At 72.3% G+C, this 22,122-nt stretch carries 17 protein-coding genes; 7 read left to right on the forward strand and 10 right to left on the reverse strand.

Going from position 1 to position 22,122, the window contains the following annotated elements:
- The first annotated feature begins 104 nt into the window (after positions 1-104).
- Positions 105-1,592, forward strand: coding sequence for a cardiolipin synthase (cls, locus tag ACHUEU_RS06770; protein ID WP_394215144.1), 1,488 nt, complete (start codon positions 105-107; stop codon positions 1,590-1,592).
- A gap of 7 nt (positions 1,593-1,599) precedes the next feature.
- Here cls and ACHUEU_RS06775 read toward each other — a convergent pair whose 3' ends face one another.
- The gene (locus ACHUEU_RS06775; protein ID WP_394215145.1) at positions 1,600-2,406 is read right to left on the reverse strand and encodes a hypothetical protein; all 807 of its coding nucleotides are present in this window, start codon (positions 2,404-2,406) and stop codon (positions 1,600-1,602) included.
- A 53-nt stretch (positions 2,407-2,459) separates the two neighbouring features.
- Positions 2,460-3,386: a hypothetical protein gene (locus ACHUEU_RS06780; RefSeq protein ID WP_394215146.1), complete on the reverse strand. Its 927-nt coding sequence runs from the start codon at positions 3,384-3,386 to the stop codon at positions 2,460-2,462.
- 239 nt (positions 3,387-3,625) lie between these two features.
- Between ACHUEU_RS06780 and thiD the strand changes: the two genes are divergently transcribed.
- The 5 genes from thiD to ACHUEU_RS06805 all read left to right on the forward strand — a co-directional run bounded on the left by thiD (position 3,626) and on the right by ACHUEU_RS06805 (position 9,709).
- Positions 3,626-4,498, forward strand: a complete 873-nt coding sequence (gene thiD, locus ACHUEU_RS06785) for a bifunctional hydroxymethylpyrimidine kinase/phosphomethylpyrimidine kinase (protein ID WP_394215147.1) — start codon at positions 3,626-3,628, stop codon at positions 4,496-4,498.
- Between the two features lie 43 nt (positions 4,499-4,541).
- Positions 4,542-5,105 (forward strand): hypothetical protein, encoded by a 564-nt coding sequence (locus ACHUEU_RS06790; RefSeq protein WP_394215148.1) that lies wholly within the window; start codon positions 4,542-4,544, stop codon positions 5,103-5,105.
- Complete coding sequence (locus ACHUEU_RS06795; RefSeq protein WP_394215149.1) at positions 5,102-7,309, forward strand: prolyl oligopeptidase family serine peptidase; 2,208 nt, start codon at positions 5,102-5,104, stop codon at positions 7,307-7,309. Before ACHUEU_RS06790 ends, ACHUEU_RS06795 begins: the two co-directional genes overlap by 4 nt.
- Before the next feature lie 52 nt (positions 7,310-7,361).
- The gene (locus ACHUEU_RS06800) at positions 7,362-8,822 is read left to right on the forward strand and encodes an alpha/beta fold hydrolase (RefSeq protein ID WP_394215150.1); all 1,461 of its coding nucleotides are present in this window, start codon (positions 7,362-7,364) and stop codon (positions 8,820-8,822) included.
- Positions 8,823-8,905: 83 nt separating this feature from the next.
- Entirely contained in the window at positions 8,906-9,709 is an 804-nt protein-coding gene (locus ACHUEU_RS06805; RefSeq protein WP_394215151.1) for a hypothetical protein, read from the forward strand.
- A gap of 38 nt (positions 9,710-9,747) precedes the next feature.
- Here the strand turns inward: ACHUEU_RS06805 and ACHUEU_RS06810 are convergent, their stop codons facing one another.
- The gene (locus ACHUEU_RS06810; protein ID WP_394215152.1) at positions 9,748-11,217 is read right to left on the reverse strand and encodes a DUF2079 domain-containing protein; all 1,470 of its coding nucleotides are present in this window, start codon (positions 11,215-11,217) and stop codon (positions 9,748-9,750) included.
- Between the two features lie 183 nt (positions 11,218-11,400).
- On the opposite strand from ACHUEU_RS06810, the gene ACHUEU_RS06815 reads away from it, so the two are divergent.
- Positions 11,401-14,103 carry a S8 family serine peptidase gene (locus tag ACHUEU_RS06815; RefSeq protein ID WP_394215153.1) on the forward strand — a complete coding sequence of 901 codons (2,703 nt, stop codon included), beginning with the start codon at positions 11,401-11,403 and terminating at the stop codon, positions 14,101-14,103.
- Positions 14,104-14,222: 119 nt separating this feature from the next.
- On the opposite strand, the gene ACHUEU_RS06820 is transcribed toward ACHUEU_RS06815, so the two are convergent.
- Genes ACHUEU_RS06820 through ACHUEU_RS06850 form a run of 7 tightly spaced genes read right to left on the reverse strand, consistent with a single transcriptional unit; the run spans position 14,223 to position 21,961 of the window.
- On the reverse strand, positions 14,223-15,365 hold the full coding sequence (locus ACHUEU_RS06820) for a sialidase family protein (RefSeq protein WP_394215154.1): 1,143 nt from the start codon (positions 15,363-15,365) through the stop codon (positions 14,223-14,225).
- Positions 15,366-15,416: 51 nt separating this feature from the next.
- Entirely contained in the window at positions 15,417-16,100 is a 684-nt protein-coding gene (locus tag ACHUEU_RS06825) for an N-acetylmannosamine-6-phosphate 2-epimerase (protein WP_394215155.1), read from the reverse strand.
- Between the two features lie 53 nt (positions 16,101-16,153).
- Complete coding sequence (locus ACHUEU_RS06830) at positions 16,154-17,110, reverse strand: ROK family protein (protein ID WP_394215156.1); 957 nt, start codon at positions 17,108-17,110, stop codon at positions 16,154-16,156.
- Positions 17,103-18,065, reverse strand: a complete 963-nt coding sequence (locus ACHUEU_RS06835) for a dihydrodipicolinate synthase family protein (RefSeq protein WP_394215157.1) — start codon at positions 18,063-18,065, stop codon at positions 17,103-17,105. The genes ACHUEU_RS06830 and ACHUEU_RS06835 overlap by 8 nt, the downstream gene beginning before the upstream one ends.
- A 56-nt stretch (positions 18,066-18,121) precedes the next feature.
- Positions 18,122-18,952: an ABC transporter ATP-binding protein gene (locus ACHUEU_RS06840; RefSeq protein ID WP_394215158.1), complete on the reverse strand. Its 831-nt coding sequence runs from the start codon at positions 18,950-18,952 to the stop codon at positions 18,122-18,124.
- Entirely contained in the window at positions 18,949-20,994 is a 2,046-nt protein-coding gene (locus ACHUEU_RS06845; RefSeq protein WP_394215159.1) for a dipeptide/oligopeptide/nickel ABC transporter permease/ATP-binding protein, read from the reverse strand. The genes ACHUEU_RS06840 and ACHUEU_RS06845 overlap by 4 nt, the downstream gene beginning before the upstream one ends.
- A 1-nt stretch (position 20,995) precedes the next feature.
- The gene (locus tag ACHUEU_RS06850) at positions 20,996-21,961 is read right to left on the reverse strand and encodes an ABC transporter permease (protein WP_394215160.1); all 966 of its coding nucleotides are present in this window, start codon (positions 21,959-21,961) and stop codon (positions 20,996-20,998) included.
- Positions 21,962-22,122: the final 161 nt, after the last annotated feature.

The following is a 22,122-nucleotide window of genomic DNA, read 5'->3' on the forward strand; positions in this document are numbered from 1 at the left end:
GCGGAGACTGAGCAGGGCACGGGCGGGGCGCGGTCCGCGCCCGTATGCTGAACGGCGGGTCCCCTCGGGACCCGCCGTTCTGCTTCCCCGCGAGAGGAACCCCGATGACCGACGCCTGGACGTGGGCAATGGACCACGGGGCTCTCGTGCTCCCGTACGTCTACTTCGCCGTGGACATCGTGCTGCGCCTGGTGAGCCTGATCATCGTGCCGCGGAACCGGCGCCCCGGCTCGGCGATCGCCTGGCTGCTCGCGATCATGGTGCTGCCGCTGCTCGGCTTCCCGCTGTACCTGCTGCTGGGCAAGGCCCGGCTGCCGCGCGCGCGACGCGAGAAGCAGCAGGTCGTCAACCGCCTGATGCGGGTGCGGGCGCAGAACATCCCCGACAGCGAGCTCGACGAGGACGTGCCCAGCTGGATGCAGTCCGCGGTGCGGCTGAACCGGGAACTCGGCGCCTTCCCGCTGACCGGCAACAACTCCGCGGATCTCGAGATCGACTACGAGGCCTCGATCGCCGCGATGACGGCCGACGTGCGCTCCGCGCGCGAGCACGTGCACGTGCTCTTCTACATCATGGGCCTCGACGAGGCGACCGAGGACTTCTTCGCGGCGCTCGCGGAGCGGGCGGACGCCGGGGTCACGGTGCGGGTCCTGTACGACCACTGGGGTGCGCTCAGCCATGGCACGCAGTACCGGGCGATGGGCCGCATGCTCGACGCCCATCGCATCGAGCACTTCCCGATGAACCCGATCCAGCCCATCCGCGACGGAGCCTTCCAGCGCCCGGATCTGCGCAACCACCGCAAGATGGTGATCGTGGACGGCGAGATCGGCTGGATGGGCAGCCAGAACCTCATCGCCTCCCACTACGACAAGCCCGCGAACATCCGCCGGGGCCTGCACTGGCAGGAGACGATGGCGCGCTTCCGCGGTCCGATCGTCTCCGAGCTGAACCTTCTGTTCGCCACCGACTGGTTCTACGAGTCCGAGCAGATGCTCCCGGAGGAGACGGTGGTGCGGCCCTCCCCGGACACCTCGGGCACCTACGAGTGCCAGCTGGTGCCCAGCGGACCCGGCTTCGTCTCGGAGAACAACCTGGCCCTGTTCAACCAGCTGTTCTACTCGGCCACACGGCGGATCGTCGCCGTCTCGCCCTATTTCGTGCCCGATGAATCGATGCTCGCGGCCCTGGTCACCGCCGCGCGGCGCGGGGTGGAGGTCGAGCTGTTCGTCTCCGAGATCGGGGACCAGTTCCTGGTCTTCCACGCCCAGCGCTCGTACTACTCGGTGCTGCTGGAGGCCGGGGTGAAGATCTGGCTGTACCGCGCCCCCACGATCCTCCACGCCAAGCACGTCAGCATCGACGACTCCGTCGCGGTGATCGGCTCCTCGAACATGGACATCCGCTCGTTCCTGCTGCAGATGGAGTGCTCGCTGATGATCGGCGGCACCGACGCGATGGAGAAGATACGGGCGGTGGAGGGGACCTACCGCTCCCGCAGCCGCGAGCTCACCCTCGAGCAGTGGCAGCAGCGGCCGCGGACGATGCAGGTGCTCGACAACCTCTGCCGCCTGGCCTCCGCGGTGGTCTGAGGAACCCTCAGGAGACTCCGGTGAGCGAGGCGTGGGCCGCCTCGGCAGCCGCTTCGTGCTCGGTGACGCCGATCGACGTCTCGGTCCCGAAGACGCTGGGCCCCTGGTCCGTCTCCAGCACCACGACGTCCAGCGCGGTCGCGTCGGTCCTCTCCAGCGGATCAGAGGCGAAGTTCACGGTGGCGGTGGTCCGGTACCCGGGGATCCCGGCGATCGTCACCGGCTGCGTGATCTCGTCGTCCAGCGTGCGGCCCTGCGTCTCGCCCCAGATGTTCGCGGAGAAGAGGCAGTCGACGATGATCCGCGAGGCGGATTCCGCCCCGGGGTACTCGATGCCGGGCTGCCACTGGACCGCCCCCACGAAGGTGGTCGAGTACCAGGAGCCCTCGACCAGGGCCTGCGCTCCCTGGAGATCATTGGCGTAGGCGATCCCGCGCGGGGTGATGCGCTGCGCATAGACGGCCGGCGGGATGAACTGCAGGCCACCGCCGCGCAGCTTGCCCGAGGGGTTCTCGGAGCTCCGCTCGGCCTCCGGCGTCCAGCAGCGCTCCGCCACGACGTCGGTCGGCGCGGGGGAGCCCGTTTCCGCCGCTGCGGTGGTCGCCGCCTCGGTCGCGGTCGAGGAGCCCGTGACCGGTGGGCTGCCTGCGTCCTGGCCGCCGCCGGGACGGAGCACCAGATAGCTGACGGTGGCCCCCACGACCAGCAGGAACACGACGGCGAAGGCGATCCCGCCGACGAGCAGCGCGGTGCCGCGGTCGCCGGGACCGGGCACCTGCTGCGGGGTCGGGGGGAACTGCGATCCGGTGTGCACGGGGGCTCCTTCGGCGGGGCGTCTCGGTCGTCAGCGGGGGTCTGCTCTGCCGGTCATCCGATGACGTCGAGGCTCGCGATGATGCTCTCGAGGTCCTGGACGTGCTCGGGCCGATCGGCGGCGACATCGCCGGCCAGTGCGCTGGGCCCGTTCGGCGTCTCGACGACGATCGAGGTGACGATCGAGGCGCTCGAGGTCTGCAGCCTCTCGGGGTCCTCGAAATGGTAGGTGGCCTGGACGATCCAGGCGTCCTCGCCGTCCACGGTGAGGGCCTCGGAGCGGTAGTCGGTCACCTCCGGGGTCTCACCGAAGAACTCGATGACGCCCGAGGTGGTGGCGTAGCACTGGAAGATCGCGACGGCGGCGTTCTCACGCCCCGGGTAGCCGCCCTCCTCCTCGCCGAAGGTGACACGACCGAGGTTGACCACGCTGTACCAGTTGCCCTCGACGTTCCGGGCATCGGCGCCGATCTCCGTGAGATAGGGCAGAGCTCCCGTGGGCCATCCGGCGCCCCAGGTCTGTGGAGAGGTGTACTCGAGATTCCCGCCGCGGACCTTCCCGGGAGCGGAGGGCGGGGCGGCCGGCAGGTGCTCCGGAACGGTGCAGTCGGTGGTCGGCGCCTGAGTGAAGATCGGCGGGGGAGGAGCGATCTCCGGCTCCTGCGGGTCCGGCACGTACTCGGAGCGGCCTCCGGCCGAGCGCTCGCCGGTCGGGAATGCGGTGGGATCGGGATCGTCCAGGGCCGAGCGGAAGACGGTCTGGGACAGGATCAGCGCGATCACCGCGAGCAGCACCACGGAGCCGCTGATGACGGCGAGCACGGTGGTGCGGGAGCGTCGCAGCGCGCGCTCGCTCGGCGCGCCGAGGGTGGTCGGGCCGTGGTCGGGGTCGACGCGGGGAAGGCCGTCGGAGGACGACCCGGAGAAATCGGGCAGCCCGGATCCCGTCGGTCGCTGCTCGCCACCTGGCTCCTGCCTCATCGTCACCTCCCCGACCCCGAGGGCGCTGCTGACACCACCCGCGCCTGTGCCCCGAGTGATTCTCGCATGCGGGCTCCTGCTGCAGGGTTCAGGATAGTGCGAGGAGCGGGACCGGCCGCGGCCGGGAGGGAAGAGCCAGGCGCGGTTGGTACTCTCCGCTCACGGGGCAGGCCCTGCGCCGTGCCCTGCCCGGCTCCGCACCCCCGTCGGAGTTCGGGATCCCGAGAGATGGAGACTGCATGCGCCCGCCCCTCGTCCTGACGATCGCCGCCTCGGAATCCGACGGGGCCGCGGGCCTCCAGGCGGACCTCAAGACGTTCACCGCCCTCGGTGCGTACGGGGCGAGCGCCGTCAGCATGGTCACCACGGTGACCGCTCACCAGGTCCACGGCACCCACCCGCTGCCGGCGGACGTCGTGCGCGGGCAGATCGACGCGGTGGCCGAGGATCTCCGGCTCGATGCGACCAAGATCGGGGCGCTCGGCAGTGCCGCGGTGGTGGAGGCCGTCGCCGGAGCGGTGCGGGAGCATCGGGCCCGACTGGGGCGGATCGTCCTGGATCCCGTGATGATCAGCGCTCACGGCACACCGCTGATCTCCGCCGAAGGGGCGGGCGCGCTGGGACAGCAGCTGCTGCCGCTGGTGGACGTGCTCACCCCGAACATGGCGGAGGCGGCGCAGCTGCTGGGTCGGCCGCTGGCCGCCTCGATCGAAGAGATCCGGGAGCAGGCGCTCGCGCTGCAGGCGATGGGGCCGGGCGCCGTGCTGATCACCGGAGGGCGCCTGGAGGGTGAGGACGTGGTCGACGTGCTTGTCCATGCCGGGGGCACCGACCTGCTGCGCGCCCGACGGGATCCCCGCCGCCGGGTCCGGGGTGCCGGCTCGACGCTGTCGGCAGCGATCGCGGCGCAGCTCGCCCGCATCGCCGGCTTCGACCGGGCCGGTGAGCTGGGGGAGATCGGGCAGGCCGGGGCGGACGACGACCTCGTCACCATCGTCGCCTCCGCCCGCGAGTTCGTCGCCAGTGCCACCGAGAACGCGCAGGACTGGACGCTCTCACGCCGGGGCGGCGGCTACGGCCCGCTGAACCACCTGATCACGCTGGACACCTGAGCGCGGAGCGGCCGATCCCTCCGCGCCGCCGTAGGGTGGCCCCATGAGCATCCCTCCGCAGGAGCACCGCCGTGCCGCCCGGATCGAGGGCGCCACCGGGGTGCCGCTGGCCGAGTGGACCCAGCGGCTCGACGCGGCCGGTGGCCGCGACCTCGACCACGCCTCGATCGCCCGCTTGCTGGCGCAGCAGTGGGAGATCAGCGGATGGTGGGCGCAGGGCGTGACCGTGGCCTACGAGCAGGTCATCGGGCGCCGTGTGGTGGGCCAGAGCTGCGAGGGGGACTTCGCCGCCTCCGCCTCCCGCACCGTGGCCGGTGACCCGGGCTCCGTGCGGGACCGCTGGGAGGCGTTCATGACACCGGAGCGCCGCGAGGAGCTGGGCCTGGCCGAGCCCCGCCTCACCGACACCGCCAGGTGGCGCTACTGGCGCACGGAGGTGGCTGACGGGACGCGGCTCTCGGTGAACATCACCGCCAAGGACGAGGGACGCTGCACCCTGGGTCTCGAGCACAAGGGCATCGAGACCGCCGAGGGCCGGGAGGTCTGGAAGACCGCCTGGAAGCGCGTCCTGACCGACTTCACCGCCTTCGACCAGGAGAACCGATGACACAGCCAGCTCCGCACGCCGACACCGCCCCGCCCACCCACCCGCAGCTTCCCGCCGCCGACGGCAGCACCGATCCCCATCAGTGGCTCGAGGAGGTCACCGGCGAGGACGCACTGGCCTGGGTGAAGGAGCGCAATACCGGCGCCGAGACCGAGCTCGACGCGGTCGCGGATCCGCAGGACCCCTCCGGGCCGCCGCTGGCCGCGACGCTGCAGGACCAGATCCTGGAGATCCTCGACGCGAAGGACCGCATCCCGGGCGTCACCAAGCGCGGCGACTTCCTGTACAACTTCTGGACCGACGCCGAGCACGAGCGCGGGCTGTGGCGACGCACCACCCTGGACTCCTACCGCACCGACGATCCCGAGTGGGATGTGCTGCTGGACGTCGATGCGCTGAACGAGGCCGAGGGCGAGGACTGGGTGTGGCACGGCGCCCGCCTGCTGCGCCCCGAGCAGGACGAGGCGGGCGAGGCGGTGGAGGTCTATCGCCGCGCCCTGATCGACCTCTCCCACGGCGGGGCGGACGCCGACGTCACCCGCGAGTTCGACCTCGAGACCCGCCGGTTCGTGCCGGAGGCCGAGGGCGGCTTCGAGCGCCCTGAGGCCAAGGGCTCTCTGAGCTGGATCGACGCCGACACCGTATGGGTCGCGACCGATTTCGGCGAGGGCACCATGACCAGCTCCGGTTACGCCCGGCAGGCCCGGATCTGGCATCGCGGCACCCCGCTGGAGGAGGCGGAGCTGGTCCACGAGGTGCCCGAGTCGGACATGGCCGTCTTCGCCGCGCACGACTCGACCCCCGGCTGGGAGCGGGACTGGGTGATCGAGGCGCACGCCTTCTACGACATGACGGTGCACGTGGTGGACCGTTCGCAGCAGCCGCCCGTGCTGCAGCAGGTCGACGTCCCCGCCGACCTCGAGGCCACCGCGCACCGGGACCTGGGTATCTTCTCCCCGCGCAGCGACTGGACGATCGGGGAGTCGACCTACCCCTCCGGCTCCCTGGTGGTCGGCGACTTCGCCCGCTTCCAGGACGGCGAGCCCGCGCTGCACATGCTGTTCGAGCCCACCGCGACCACCTCGCTGGCGGATATGACGATCACCCGCACCACGGTGGTGCTCTCGATCCTCGAGGACGTGGTGCACCGCCTCGAGGTCCATACCCGCGACGAGCACGGCACCTGGGTGCGCCAGGACCTGTACCCCGAGCTGCGGGGGGCGCTCGGGGTCGCCGCGGTCGACGCCGACGAGAGCGACGAGGTGTGGGTGACCGTCACGGATTTCATCGAGCCCACCCGGCTGCTGCTGGGTGATCTCTCCGCGGTCGCGGGCGAGGGGGCGGCCGGGGAGCCCGCACTGATCAAGTCCGCCCCGGCGCGCTTCGACGCCGCGGGGCTCGATGTCAGCCAGCACTTCGCGACCAGCGACGACGGCACCCGCATCCCCTACTTCGAGATCTCCCGGCTCGAGGCGGCGGACGAGACGGGTTCGCAGGGCCCGCGGCCCACGCTGCTGTACGGCTACGGCGGCTTCGAGATCTCCCTGACCCCGTCGTACCTCGGCGGGATCGGCAAGGCCTGGCTCGAACGGGGCGGCACCTACGTGCTGGCCAACATTCGCGGGGGCGGCGAGTACGGCCCGCGCTGGCACCAGGCCGCGCTCAAGGAGCATCGCCACCGCGCCTACGAGGACTTCTCCTCGGTGGCGAAGGACCTGCTCGAGCGCGGGGTCACCGACCGCGATCACCTCGCCGTGCGCGGCGGCTCCAACGGCGGCCTGCTCACCGGCAACATGCTCACCCAGTATCCGGAGCTGTTCGGGGCAGTGATCATCCAGGTGCCGCTGCTGGATATGAAACGCTACAGCCACCTGCTCGCCGGGGCGTCCTGGATGGCCGAGTACGGGGACCCGGACACCGAGGACTGGGAGCACCTGCGCACCGTCAGCCCCTACCACCTGCTCGCGGAGGACCGCGCCGAGGAGTACCCGCCCACCTTCGTGCTGACCTCCACCCGCGATGACCGCGTCCACCCCGGACACGCCCGGAAGTTCACCGCCGCCCTGGAGTCCCTCTCGGCGGACGTGCGCTACTGGGAGAACATCGAGGGCGGCCACGGGGGAGCGGCCACCAATGAGCAGGCGGCCCGGATGAACGCTCTGCTGTACACCTTCCTCTGGGCCACGATCGGGGCGGACTCGTGACCGGGTCCGGCGGGTGTCCGGAGCCGCCGCTGCGGGACGGACGGACCGGGGAGTGAGCGCCGCCCCCGTGTCACCGGCCTCCGCGCTGTCCCTGACGCCCGATTTCTTCGACCGGGCGGCGCAGGACGACCTGCTCCAGCTGCGCAACGACCTGATGACCGTCTACCGGGAGTTCTCGGCCCAGGATCCGCGGCTGTTCCCGCTGCGCTATGCCCGCACCGTCCCGCGTCGTGCGCGCGCCGGGTCACCGCGTCCGCGCGCGGGCAGGCCCGCGCGGGTGCGGCCGCCCTCGGGCATCGCTCGGCCGCAGGTGCCGGTGCTGCTGCTCCCCGACGGACCCTCCCGCGCCTCGGTGCTGCCCTACGACGTGCTGCGCCGCAGCCTTGCCGGACGCGGGCTGGACGTGCTGATGATGGAGCACCGCGGGGTGGGTCTGTCGCGGCTCGATGCGACCGGCGCGGATCTGCCGGCGCAGGTGATGACCCTGCGCGAGGTGATCGGGGACCTGCTCGCCGTGCTCGACCATGCGCGGGTCGAGAGGGTCGCGGTGGTGGGCAGCGGCTACGGCGCCTACCTCGCCCAGATGCTCGCGATCCTGCACCCGCAGCGGGTGCACTCCCTCGTGCTCGACTCCCCGCTGACCAGTGCCGGGGACGAGGCCATCGCCCAGCAGGCGCTGCGGGACCGGTACTGGGACGGGACCGAGCCGGCGACCGCCACCACCGCGCGGACCCTGCGGCGGCTGGACCAGGAGGGCACGATCGACGCGCTGCGAGCCGGTCCCGTGGTGCTGGCCGTCCACGAGCACGGCGGGCCGCAGGCGGTGCGGGAGCTGGTCGATCTGCTCGCTGTGGGCCGCGGGAGTCTGACCTGGACCAGCGTGCGCCAGGTGCTGAACCAGGCGTGGCTGCAGTCCACGCCCTATGTCGTCGAGCAGGATCTCACCGCACGCATCGCGCACACCGAGCTGGGCGGTGGGCACCACGCCGACGGCGGCCCGCTGGATCCGCTGCTGCACGAGGCCGAGCAGGCCCGGGCCGTGCCGCCGTTCCGGGGCGAGCAGCTGGACCTGCACGAGCTGGCCCCGGCCATCACCGCCCCGACCCTGGTGCTCACCGGCACCCAGGACCTGGTCTCCCCGCCGCATATCGCCCGCGACCTCGCCGAGCGGATCCCCTCGGCGCGACTGCTCGAGGTCCCCGGTGCTCGCCACTCGATCCTCGACAACCGCAGCCGGATCCTCCAGGTGGCCGCGCGCTGGAGCGCCTGCGGGACGGCGCACCTGCTGCCCGAGCGTGCCGCGGAGCTGGCCGCGCTGCCGGTCTCGGCCACGGATCTGGCGCTGTCGCGGGGTCTGCAGATCGCCCTGGCCGCGGAACGGCTCTCGCCCTGGCGGCTGCGCCTGGCCTCGGCCCGCGCCGAGCGCGAGTGGAGCCTGCGCGCGAAGGCCCAGGCCGATCCCCGCCCGCACCGCGGACGCCGAGGAGGCATCGACCGCGCCGACCCGGTGTGAGACCCGATGCCCGCAATGGGGCAGTGGGCGCGGGAACAGTACGCTGACCTCTGACGACAAGCAGCGGTGCAGAGGGGTCACAGATGCGGGGAAGCACGAAACGACGCCGGGCGACCGGGATCCGCGCCGCGGTGCCGCTGACCTCGCAGCAGAGCCTGCTGCGGGCTCTGGCCGTCGCCAGCATCGTCGGGGTCGGCTCGGTCACCGGCTTCGGTGCGGCAGGGCTGGGACCGCTCTCCGCCCTGGCCGGCGATGCCCCCGAGAGCCCGGCGGAGGCGGACCCGCTGACGCCCGCTCCCTCCGACGGCGGCGGGACCGTGGCGACGACCGGACCGCCGACTCCCGCACACACCCCCGAGGAGGAGCCGACGGAGGACGAGTCCCTCCCGACCGGGACGCCGTCGGAGACCGAGGCCGCAGCGACCGAGGAGCCGCCGGCGCCCATCACCGACCCGGCCCCCGCCGAGGCAGACCCGGAGCGCCGAGGCGACCGGGACCGCGGCTCGTCCGGCAGCGGACACCGCACAGGAGGCTCCGGCTCCGGCACCTCCGGGCACGGCAACGACCGCGGAGTCGCACCCACCGGGAACGGGTCCGGTGGGCAGACCACTCCCGCGGCACCGGAGTCCACACCCGTGGAGCAGCCGTCGCGCACGCCGGAGGCGACCGACGCGCCGACCGCGGAGGAGAGTGAGACACCGACCGAGGAGCCGACCGACGAGACCGGATCGGAGGGATCGACCGAGCAGGATGACCCCGTGGATCCCGGCACGGAGAGCCCCTCGGAGAGCCCGGACGAGAGCACGGGCGAGAGCCCCGGCGAGGGCAGCGGTGAGACCGGTGACGGTGCCGCCGGGCCGAGCGCCGACGCGCCGCCGACCCCGTAGCCGTTGCCCGCTCGTCGCCTGGGCGGCAGATCGCGCCGCTACGTCCGGCACACCACCGTGAACCCGCCGTCCGCATACACCTGCTGATAGGCGACGTCCCACTCCTGCTCCGCCCAGATCGCGAGATCCGCCGGCGGGGTGCCCGACCAGGAGAAGGCGAAGTCGTCGCTGAGCACGCATGCGGGAACGCGCTGATTGGGGCCGTGCAGCCACTGCACGTCATGGTCCGGGACGGCATGGGCCAGCAGCGTGATGTCCACGGCGAGCACCGCGCCGTCGGGCACCGCCTCCAGCGCCTCGGCCGCGCTCGGTGCCCGCCAGGTCGGCTCCCACGTCGAGGGCCGCAGCACCTCCAGCACCGGCATCGCCGGACCCAGCGCGAGGGTCACCGCCGCCGAGGCCGTGACCGCGGTGACGCGGACCCACCGCACCGGTCGCGGCGCCTCCCGGTGCCGCCAGGTCGCGGCGCGCCCCGTCCTGCGGTCCCCGAGCGCGTCGAGCAGCGCGGCCAGCGCGATCGGCATCAGCACGGCGTTGTAATGCCAGTACCAGTCCCAGTAGAACTCGACCGTCCCGGTGAAGCGCCACGCGAGGGTGGGGAGCAGCAGAGCGATCAGCGGGGAGCGCCCCCCGATCACCCCTGCCATCAGCAGCAGCATCGCGACGGTCAACCATTTCACCGGCGGCCAGAACACCTCCAGCGCCGAGCCCAGGTTGTCCGTGTAGTCGTACTGCCCGGCGGTGTTCAACCACGGCAGGATCACGAAGGTCGACAGCACGAACCAGCCCGCACCCCAGCACGCCAGCGCGATGCCTTCCGCGCGGTGCGGGCGATGACGCAGCGCGATCAGGATCCCCAGCAATGCCACCGTCAGGCCCAGATCCTCCTTGACGAGGACCAGCGGCGCCGCCCAGAGCACGGCTGCGAAGACCTTCCCGCGCAGCAGCGCTGTCAGCGACAGCGCCAGCAGCGGGACCGCGAAGGCGATCTCGTGGAACTGCACCGAGACCGCGGACTGCAGCCCGAAGGAGAACACATAGGCACCGCCGGCGAGCGTTCCGAGACCGGGCCCCAGCCGGTCGATCGCCAGGCGCGTCAGCGGGATCGCGGAGAGCCCGAACAGCAGCGCCTGCGTCCACAGCAGTGCTTCCCCCGAGGGCCACACCCACCACACGGGCGCCAGCAGCACCAGCAGCGGGTGGAAATGATCGCCCAGCAGGTTCACCGCATCGCCCTTGATCGGCACGATCGGGGCGCGCAGCTCGCCGTAGGCCCGGGCGAGCTGGGTGAAGATCCCCAGGTCCCAGGACCGGGCGACCAGGTGGCGGTACTGCAGGGAGCCCAGCAGGCCGTAGGCGAGGGTCGCCACCAGCGCGAGCGCGACGGGCGCGAGGCGACGGGTCCGCTGCACGGCACGCTCTGCGGCGGGCGCTGCGGGCCGCTCCGCGGTGGGCGCCGCGACGGTCCCGGCGGCCGGCGGGGCTGAAGGGTCGTCCGGGCGGTCCACCCCGCGAGCGTATACGGGCGGATCCGGTGCCGGTGCAGGTGACTCTCGGTATCGATTTCGCCGTTCGCCCACGGGATCGGGTGCGCCATGATGGAATGCTGGGCGGTGGCGACCGGGATCTCCGGGCGCGAGGACGCGCAGCACACCCACTCACTCCCATCCCATCCCCGGAGGAATGCGACGATGCACTTCACCCGCCCAGATCTGCCCAGACCCCGCGGTGCGCTCGCGGCCGGCGCCGGCGCCGCCCTCGTGGCCGGCCTGCTGGTCGCCCCGCCCGCCCTGGCCGAGGGGGACTCTCCCGAGCTCCTCGGCACCGCCTCCGACCTCGGCGTCGAGGTCCCCACGCCCGATGACGTCCTGGATACGGCCGAGACCGCGATCCCGGGCCGCTGGCTCGTCGAGGTCGCGGGCGATCCCGTGCTCCGCGGCGGCAATGCCACGGTGAACTCGCGCGCACAGGAGAAGGTCCACGAGCGGGCGAAGGCCGCCGAGATCCCGATGCACGTCGAGGAGACGTTCGTCTCCGGCTGGAACGGCATGTCCGTCGCGATGGACGACACGGACGTCGCCGAGCTCCGCACGGTGCCCGGTGTGACGGCGGTCTATCCCGTGCTCGAGGTCGAGATGCCGGAGCCGGTCGACGCCGCCCCGGAGGACGTCTACGGCAACGCCATGACCGGCGTGGACCAGGTCCAGCAGGTCGACGGGCTGAGCGGTGAGGGCGTGACGGTCGCCGTCATCGACTCCGGCATCGACTACAACCACCCCGATCTGGGGGGCTCCGGGGTCAACGACCAGACGGAGGACTTCCCGAGTGATCGGGTGGTCGGCGGCTACGACTTCGTGGGCGACGCCTACGACGCCGCTGAGGGGATCCCGGTCTCCCCGGACCAGTATCCCGATGACTGCGGTGGTCACGGCTCCCACGTCGCCGGCATCATCGGCGCCGGCGGCGACCCCGCCTCCGGCGGCGTGCTCGGTGTGGCACCCGGGGTCGACCTGCTCTCCTACCGGGTGTTCGGCTGTGAAGGCTCCAGCAGCACCGAGGTGATCCTCGAGGCGATGGAGCGGGCGATGGAGGACGGCGCCGACGTGGTCAACATGTCCCTCGGCGCGAGCTTCGTGACCTGGCAGGACTACCCCACCGCGCAGATGTCCGACGTGATGACCGACAACGGGATCACGATGGTGATCTCCGCGGGCAACGAGGGCACCGTCGGCACGTTCTCGAGTGGCGCCCCCGGCGTCTCCGCCGGCGCGATCACGGTCGCCTCGGTGAACAATACCGACCGCCGCGCGTCCTACGCCGTCGCAGCGGGCCGGGAGATCGCCTACGGCCCGGCGACCGGCAGCTCTGCCGCCGTCCCGACCGCCGGAGAGCTCGCGCTGGTCTCGGCCGGCGCCCCGGGCAGCGAGGCCGCACAGGCCTGCGAGGTCTCCGTGGTCCCGCCGGCCAGCGGTGCGGGCGAGGCCCTGCTCATCGAGCGCGGTGCCTGCTCCTTCCACCTCAAGGCGCTCGCGGGCCAGGAGGCCGGCTACGACGCCGTGATCCTCTACAACAACGCCCCCGGGGTCGTGAACCCGACCGTCGAGGGCGACCCGGCGATCACGATCCCCGTGGTCATGATCGGCCAGGACGACGGACTCGCCCTGCAGGAGGCGCTCACCTCCGGAGAGGTGACCTGGGCCTGGCAGGAGGGTGCGGCGGTCTTCGAGAACCCCACCGGGGGCCTCGTCTCGGACTTCTCGTCCTATGGCCTCACCGCCGAGCTGCAGCTCAAGCCCGACGTCGCCGCCCCGGGCGGTTCCATCTGGTCCACGCTCCCGCTCGAGCAGGGCGGGCACGGCTCCATGTCGGGCACCTCGATGGCGGCGCCCCACGTCGCCGGCGCGGCGGCCCTGCTGCTGGAGTCGGCGCCTGACCTCGCGCCCGCCGGGGTGAAGACTACGATGATGAACACCGCGGACCCGCTGACCTGGTCGCTGCTGCCGGACGTCGGCTACCTCGAGCCGGTCCATCGCCAGGGCGCGGGCCTGCTCGACATGGTCGGTGCGGTGCACACCGCGACCCGGGTCGAGGAGCCCTCGGTCTCCCTCGGCGAGGGCGAGGACGGTCCGCAGACCGTCACGCTCACCGTCAGCAACGACTCCGAGACGGAGCAGACCTACTCGGTCGGCGTCCGCCACGGCATCGCCACCAGCCACCCGACCTACAACCCGGGATTCTACGACGCCCCGGCCCTCGCCGAGCTCGGCTCGGGCACGGTCACGGTCGCGGCGCACAGCAGCACCGAGCTCACCGTCACCTTCGGTGAGGACTTCGGCGAGGACGGCATCATCTACGGCGGCTGGATCACCCTCACCGGTGCGGAGGACGACATCGTCGTCCCCTTCGCCGGGCTCTCCGGTGACTACCAGGCGCTGCCGGTGCTCGACGACCAGGGGATGGGCCTGCCCGTCCTCGGGGTGAGCGACGGGACCGGCAGTGTGCTGCTGGATCCCGACGGCGGCCACACCTACACGATGCAGGACGGGGACATCCCCTACCTCGCGTACTACTTCGGCTACCCCGTCGAGCGTCTGGAGATCCAGGCTTTCAGGATCAACGGGGGAGGGAAGGCCAAGCCGGTCAACCCTTCCGTCGGTCTGATCGATGCCGCCGACCACCTGGGCCGCTCCGCGGCACCCGAGGTGTACGGCTGGGACGGCAGCTACGCGCTGAAGAACCAGAAGTCCAAGACCGTGAAGAACGGGGACTACCTCCTCGAGATGCGGGTGCTGAAGCCCCTCGGCGACCCGGAGGACCCGGACCACTGGGAGACCTTCACCTCCCCGCGGTTCACGATCGACAACCCGAAGCCGGGCAAGCCCGGGGCGCGCTGAGCTGAGCAGCGGCCCGGGGCCCGCTGTGCTGACGAGCAGCCGGCGGGCCCCGGAGCGGGACCTCGCACGACGGCGGGGGCGGCATCCATCGGATGCCGCCCCCGCTGTCCGCTGTCGACTCAGATCCCCGGCAGGTCCTCCGCCTCGATCCGCGCGAAGCGGATCTCCCGGGACTCGACCTCCCAGAGGACTCCGATCGCGTCGCCGTCCAGGGCCTGGACCACCGAGTAGTCCAGCGGCCCCGGCTCGAACACGAGCGTCTCCTGCCAGGTCTCCCCGTCATCGTGCGAGGAGCTGAGCGTGCCGCGGATCCGGGCGAAGCGGTCGTGGGCGCCCGTGAACAGCAGCTCCCGCGCCCGCGGATCTTCCGCCTCCGCGTCAGGGTGGCGGCCGGCCAGCTGGGCGTTGTTGCCGGGGTCGACGAACTGCGGATCGATCCCGCGGTCCTCCCAGCTCGCCCCGCCGTCGGCGGAGACCGCGATCCGCCGTTGCCCGCCGCGGGCGTGGTCGCGCGAGTTCAGCAGCACCCGGCCGTCGGAGAGCTCCACGATCGTGGTCTCGTCCATGTCCTCGCCCACGGGGGCGCCGCGGTGCCAGGTCTCGCCGTGGTCGTCGGAGTAGAGCACGTAGGAGCGCACCACCTCGCCGTCGGTCGGGCCCTCACCCGCCCGACCGCCGTCGCGGAACCACCCGCAGTACGGCTGCAGCAGCCGCCCCGCATACGGGCCGCGCCGCAGCACGATGCCCGCCCCGGAGGTGGGGAAGGCGGTGCGGATCAGCGCCGGGGGAGCGGCGACCGCGGTCACCGAACGGAACTCCCAGCTGCGGCCCGCGTCCTCGGAGATGCCGACGGCGGAGCCCATCACGTCCCGGTCCGTGTCATCGGTGCCGGCGACCGCGTCCCACACCCCGCGATCCTTCGCATGGGTGTGGAAGACCAGCACCCGCCCCGAGGCGGGGTCATGGAGATAGCTGGGGTCGCAGTACCAGTGCCGGTTCGTGCGATCCGCGGCCCGCAGCTCCTCGAGATCTCCCCAGGTGCGGCCGCCGTCCAGAGACCGCCGCTGCACCAGGCCCGTCGGGTCGGGGACGTCCTGGCCGGTCTCCCGGCCGTCGAAGCCCGCGAGCAGGTGCCCGTCGCCGAGGTGGACCAGGCCCACGATGCGGTACCGGGGCCAGGGCCCCTGGCCGGCGCGGGCGAGCACGGTGTGGGGCACCGGGGCGTCGGGCACCGGGGCGGGGGAGGAGCCGAGGGAGATCATCGGGGGAGGGTTCCGTTCAGGTGAGGGCAGGGCAGGGTAGGTCCGGGCGCCTCAGGCGTCCGCGACGGCGGTGCGGAACCAGCGGGTGATGCTGGTCGGGTGAGTGATCGCGGTGCCGACCACGACCGCGAACGCTCCGGCGGCGCGGGCGTCGGCCGCCTGCAGGGGGGTGTGCACCCGGCCCTCGGCGACCAGCACCGAGGTCGGGGGCAGCTGTCCCGCGAGCTCGCCGAGCAGTGCGAGGTCGGGGCCCTCGGTCCGCGGACGGGCCGGGGTGTAGCCGGCCAGGGTGGTGCCGATGATCTCGATCCCGAGCTCCGCGGCGGCCAGGGCGGACTCGAGGCTGTCGCAGTCCGCCATCAGCGGCCCGTCGAAGCGCTCCCGCACCGCGGAGACCGTCTCGGCGAGGGTCCGGCCATCGGGTCGGGGCCGGGCGGTGCCGTCCAGGGCGAGGATGCCGGCGCCTGCCTCGACCACCGCGAGGCAGTGCTCGAGGGTGGGGGTGATGAAGACCCCGTCCTCGCCGTCCTTCCAGATCCCGATCACCGGGACGTCCACGGCGGAGGTCACCTGGGCGATCTCCTCGAGCCCCTGGGCGCGCACCGCGGAGGCCCCGCCGGCCTGCACCGCAGCGGCGACCTGCGCCATGGTGCGCGGATCCTGCATCGGCTCACCGGGATAGGCCTGGCAGGAGACGATCAGGGAGCCCTCGAGGGCGGAGACCAGAGGATGCATGGTGAGTCAGTCCTTCAGCAGTCGGGGAGGAGCGGGATGCGGGAGAGTCGAGCTCAGGAGGGCAGCTCGTCGAGGGCACGGGCGGCGGCGCCCAGCAGTGCGGCGTGGCTGCCGGCGGTCGCGGGGAGCACGGGGGTGTCGGCGACGACGTCCATCGCCTCCTGCGCGATGCCGCGGCTCACGGCCTCGCGCCAGGCCCCTCCCACCTCGGCGACCCCGCCGGTGAGGGCCACGACCTCGGGATCCAGCACGTTCAGCAGACCACCGATCACCCGGCCCGTGGCGAGCCCGGCGATCCGGTACGCGGTCAGCGCCGGGTCTGCCCCGGCCGCGGCCGCGGCGGCGAGGGAGTGCCCGTCGTGCACGGAGGCGTCGGCCCCGAGCCGGCGAGCGAGCTGCACGATCCCGGGACCCGAGGCGAGCCCCTCCAGGTGCCCGGTCCGTCCGCAGGGGCAGGGGACGCCCGCGGCCTCCGGCACCGGGACGTGGCCGACGTGGCCGGCGGCGCCATGGGAGCCGAGCACGGCCGAGCCCCCGATCACGTGGCAGCCGCCGATACCGGTGCCGACCGCGATCAGCAGCATCGAGGCGCGGTCCCCACCGGTGCCGAAACGGGCCTCGCCGATGCCGTGGGCGTGGACGTCGCCCAGCACGCTGACCGGTACGCCGAAGCGACCCTCCAGCGGTGTGCGCACATCGGTGCCGGCCCAGCCGGCGAGGGACGCAGTGGCGTGGGTGACATGCCCGCGACCGCTGTCGATGACCCCGGCGGCGGCCAGCCCCACCGCGCTCACCCGGGACCCGGAGCAGATCCGCTCGGCCAGCTCCGCCACGGCGTCGAGGATCGCCGACGGGCCGGCGGTCGCGGGAGTGGGCGTCTCGGCCACCCGCTCGAGGTGCGGCGCGGCGCGCTCGGCCCGGTGGTCGGTGCGCAGCGGCTCCGCGCCGTGCACCAGTGCGCCGCGGATCTTGGTGCCCCCGAGATCGAGGGCGAGGACCGGATCAGGCACCCGCGACCTCGCCCGTCGCCGTGCCCCCGTCGAGCAGGCCGGTCTGCCCGAGGATCGCGCGGATGCGGTCCACGGTCTCTCCCTCGATCGGGGACATCGGCCGGGCCATCGTGTTGGTGGAGATGATCCCCAGCTCGCGCAGAGCGGTCTTGAACGCGCCGACGCCGGCGGCCGGGCCGACCTTGTCCGTGGGCTGGAATACGATCTCGAACAGCTGCGCGAGACGGTCCTGCTCGGCGCGCAGCTGCTCCCAATCGCCGCTCTGCGCGGCGCGGTGCATGCGCACGTAGCCGGCCGGGTCCACGTTGCCCAGCCCCGGCACGGAACCGTCGGCCCCGGCGAGATAGGCACCGTCGACGACGACCTCGTGCCCGGTCAGCAGCGTGAGCGGGGAGCCCGCCGTGCGGTTGGCGAGCGCGAGCCGACGGAAGCCGACGTCGTCGCCGCTGGAGTCCTTCACCCCGGTGATCACTCCGTCCGTGCCGAGACGGAGCATGTGGGCGGTGGACAGCTTCACATGCACGCAGACCGGGATGTCGTAGGCCCACAGCGGGCGGTCGGTCGCAGCGGCGAGCGTGCGGAAGTGGGTGTCGATCTCCTCCGGGCCGGCGATCGCGTAGAACGGCGCGGTGGCCACGTAGCCGGCCAGGTCGAAGCGCTCGGCGGCGCGCATGTGCTGGAGCACCCGGTCGGTCTGCATGTCGATCACGCCGGCGAGCACCGGCACCTGCCCGGCGACGGTCCCGGTGACCGCCTCGAGCACGGCCTCGCGGCGGGCGTCGTCCCAGAAGGCGACCTCACCGCTGGAGCCGAGCGCGAAGATCCCGTCGACCTCGTTCTCGAGCAGGCGGCCGACCAGACGCTCGAGCGAGGGCAGGTCGATCTCGCCGTCCGCGGTCAAGGGGGTCAGCAGCGGGGGGACGACGCCGGTCAGCGCGGCGGAAGGGGAAGTCATGGCGGGGTTGCTCCTTGAAGAGGGGGTGGGATCTGCGGGCCGACGGGCTGACGCGCTCACAGCAGCGCCGGCGCTGCGGCCAGCAGCGTGCGGGTGTATTCGTCCTGCGTCTCGGTGAAGACCTCGGCGGCGGTGCCGCGCTCCACGACGCGGCCGTGGTTCATGACGATGATCGAATCCGAGATGAAGCGGACCGTGCTGATGTCGTGCGAGATGAAGACCAGTCCCAGCCCCAGCTCGCGCTTGAGGTCTGTGAGCAGGTTCAGCACCTGGGCGCGGACCGACACATCGAGGGCGCTGGTCGGTTCGTCCGCGACGATGATCTGCGGCTCCAGGGCCAGGGCGCGGGCGATCGCGACCCGCTGGCGCTGACCGCCCGAGAGCTGCCGCGGCAGGACGGCGATCACCGACTGCGGCAGACCCACCAGATGCAGCAGGTCCTTCACCCGGGCCAGGCGCTCCCGCTCGCTGCCGATGCCGTGCACGCGCAGCGGGTCCAGCAGCGTCTCCCGCACCGACAGGCGCGGGTTCAGGGCGGTGGAGGGATCCTGGAAGACCACCGAGACGGTCCGTCCCAGCGCCTTGCGAGCGGCCTGGCCGCGGCGCAGGGGAGTGCCGTCGAAGAGCACGCTCCCACTGGTGACGGGCTGCAGACCCGTCATCACCCGGGCGAGGGTGGACTTGCCGGAGCCGGACTCCCCGACCACTCCCAGCACCTCCCCGCGACGGACGGAGACGCTCACGCCGTCGACGGCGCGGATGGTGTCGGGGTGCAGCACGCTGCCGCTGCGCAGGCGGTGGACCACGTGCACGTCCTGCAGCTCGAGGGTCGGCGGCCGGTCGGCACCGAGGGGGTCCGAGGGCCGTGGTGCGGGCGAGGTGGTCATCGCGATCCTCCTTCGAGGGGGGCGGGGACGGTGCCGGTGGAGGAGACGCGGTGGCCCGGGACGCCGACATCGAGCAGTCGCGGGCTTGCGGTCGGATCGGCCGCCGGGTCCAGCGATCGCGGGGCGAAGCGGTCGCCGCGGGCGAAGTCCTTCGGGGAGGGGACGGTGCCGGAGACCTGGTGGAGGCGCTCGGCCCCGGCCTCGATCGAGAGCACCGAGCCCAGCAGGCCGCGAGTGTACTCGTGGCGGGGATCGATGAGCAGCTCATGGGTGGTGGCCTGCTCCATGACCTGGCCCGCGTACATCACGGTGATCCGGTCGGCGAGCTGGGAGACCAGCGCGAGATCGTGGCTGACGAACACCATCGCGAAGCCGAGCTCCTCCCGCAGCCGGTTCAGCAGGTCCACGACCTGCTTCTGCACGGTGACGTCCAGGGCGGTGGTGGGCTCATCGGCGATCACCAGCTTCGGGTCGCGGGTCAGGGCCATCGCGATCAGCACCCGCTGCCGCTGCCCGCCCGAGAGCTCGTGCGGGTACGAGGAGAGAGTGCGGGAGGGGTCCAGGCCCACGAGATCGAGCAGCTCCTCAGCACTGCGGGTGCCGCCGCGGCGGGTCAGCTGGGCCATCTGCGAGCGGATCAGCATCGAGGGGTTCAGCGAGCTGAGGGCGTCCTGGTAGATCATCGCGATCTCGTGGCCGCGCAGGGCGTTCACCCGCTTCGGCGAGAGGGAGAGCAGATCGGTGCTGCCGAGCATGATCGAACCGCTGATCCGTGCCGTGCGGGGCAGCAGGCCCATGATCGCGAGGCTGGCCACGGACTTTCCGGAGCCGGACTCGCCGACCAGGCCCATCGTCTCGCCGGGACGGACCTCGAAGGAGATCCCGTCGAGGATGTCGATGCCCTCATGGGATCCGGGGAAGGCGACCCGCAGGTCCTGGACCGAGAGCAGGGGCTCCGAGGAGTCATCGACCGCAGGCCGCTCGGGGCGAGAGAGCTCGGCGGTGCGCAGCGCGGTCAGGGACTGTCGCAGCAGACGCTGCGCGGTCTCCTCGTCGATCGTCCCCAGCACGTCCGGGGTCGCCGCGAGCTCCTGCGGCGTCCGTGCGCCGTCACCGGTCTCGCGTCCTTCCGCGGCCTCGTCCCCGGCCGAGGTGCCGTCCTCGGTCTCGACGTCGACCTTCACCCGGGGGCTCGCCATCGCGTCGGTCAGGCCCTCGGAGAGGATGTTCAGCGCGAGGGTGGTCAGCAGGATCATCAGACCGGGGAAGAAGGTGGGCCACCAGTAGCCGGACAGCAGCAGCTGCTTGCCGTTGGCGAGGATGTTCCCCCACGAGGGACTGGGGGGCTGGACCCCGGCGTTGATGAAGGACAGCGAGGCCTCGAGCACGATCGCGTCGGCGACCAGCACCGTCGCGAACACCATGATCGGTGCGATGGAGTTGCGGGCCACGTGCTTGACCAGGATCCACGGGGTCGAGGCGCCCATCACCTGCGTGGCGGCGACGTAGTCCTCGCCGAACTGGGCGAGCACGTTGGCGCGCACCACGCGGGCCAGCTGGGGGACGTAGAGGAAGCCGATCGCGAAGATCAGCACCGGCAACGAGGTGCCGAACACCGCGACGAAGACGGCGGCGAGGGCGATTCCGGGGAAGGACATCACCACGTCCATCACTCGCATCACGATCTCGGAGAGCCACTTCGCGCCGGTCGCGGCGATCGAGCCGATGACCGCCGCTGCCAGGAGGGCGGCCCCGGTGGCGGCCAGCCCGATCAGCAGGGAGGAGCGAGCGCCGTGGGTGACCCGGGAGAAGATGTCCCGACCGATCGCATCGGTGCCCATCCAGTGCTCCGCGCCGGGTGGTTGCACGGGCGGCCCGATGGCGAGCGGTCCGTACTGGCTGACCAGCGGCGCGAAGATCGCCACGAGGGCGAGCACGGCCAGGAAGATCACCGCGATGCGGCTGGGCACGGGGAGGGAGCGGAAGGGGGCCGGCGCGGAGCCGCTGACCGACCGGAGGCGGGATCCGAGGTGGGGTCGCATGTCAGATGCTCCTGATCCGAGGATTGACGATGACGTACAGCATGTCGACGATGATGTTCACGACGATGAACGCGATGGCCACCACGAGGGTCACGCCCTGCACGAGGTACACGTCATTGCGGACCACGCCGTCGAGGATCAGCTGGCCCATGGCCTGGATGTTGAAGATGATCTCGATGATCACCGCGCCGCCCATGAGGTAGCCGACCCGGAGGCCGAGGACGGTGATCGGGGTGATGAGGGCGTTGCGGAACACGTTGCGGGCGATGACCACGGGGTACGGGATCCCCGCGCCGACGGCGGTGCGCACGTAGTCGCGGTCGAGCTCCTCGACCATCGCGGTGCGCACCACGCGCGTCAGCGACCCGGCGACCGGGACTCCCAGGGCCAGTGCCGGCAGGGCGACGTTGCGCAGGTACGTCGCGGGATCCTCGAAGACGCTCACCCACCGGGTGACCAGGGCCGGGAAGGCGCCCCATCCTCCGGGGACATCGCCGAGCCATTGGATCAGGAGGATCGCGAGCCAGAAGGACGGGGTCGCCAGCGAGGCGATGGAGAGCACGCGGATGCCCTGGTCGACCCACTTGTCCCGGAACAGCGCGGCGAGCACGCCGAGGATGGCGGCCAGGACGATCGCGATCGCCAGGCCGAGGAAGGTCAGCTGCAGGGTGATCGGGAAGGCGCTCGCGACGAGCTCGGTCACCGGGACATTGCCGCTGCTGGTGCCCAGGTCCCCGCGGACCATGCCGGCGAGGAAGGAGAAGTACCGCACCCAGATCGGATCGTTGAGCCCGTTGGCCTCGCGGTAGTTCTCGAGCGCCTGCTGGGAGGCGGCCTCGCCGAGGGCGAGCCGAGCGGGGTCGGCAGGAGAGAAGGACATGATCACGAAGACCAGCAGCGTGACGCCGAGGATCATCAGCGGCAGTGCGAGCAGTCTCCGCCCGATCAGTCGGACGAGTTGATTCACGGGGTCCTCCGTGGCGGCGCGGTGGGCGGGAGCAGGGCGGACGGGCGTGGGGGGGGGCCCCCGGGGGGGGCCCCCCCCCCCCCGCGCCCCGGGGGGGGGGGGGGGGGGCCGCGGGGGGGGCGGGCCCGGGGCGGGGGGAGGGGGGGGGGGGCCCCCCCCCG

This window comes from Brachybacterium vulturis (assembly GCF_043641765.1).
Classification (GTDB): domain Bacteria; phylum Actinomycetota; class Actinomycetes; order Actinomycetales; family Dermabacteraceae; genus Brachybacterium; species Brachybacterium vulturis_A.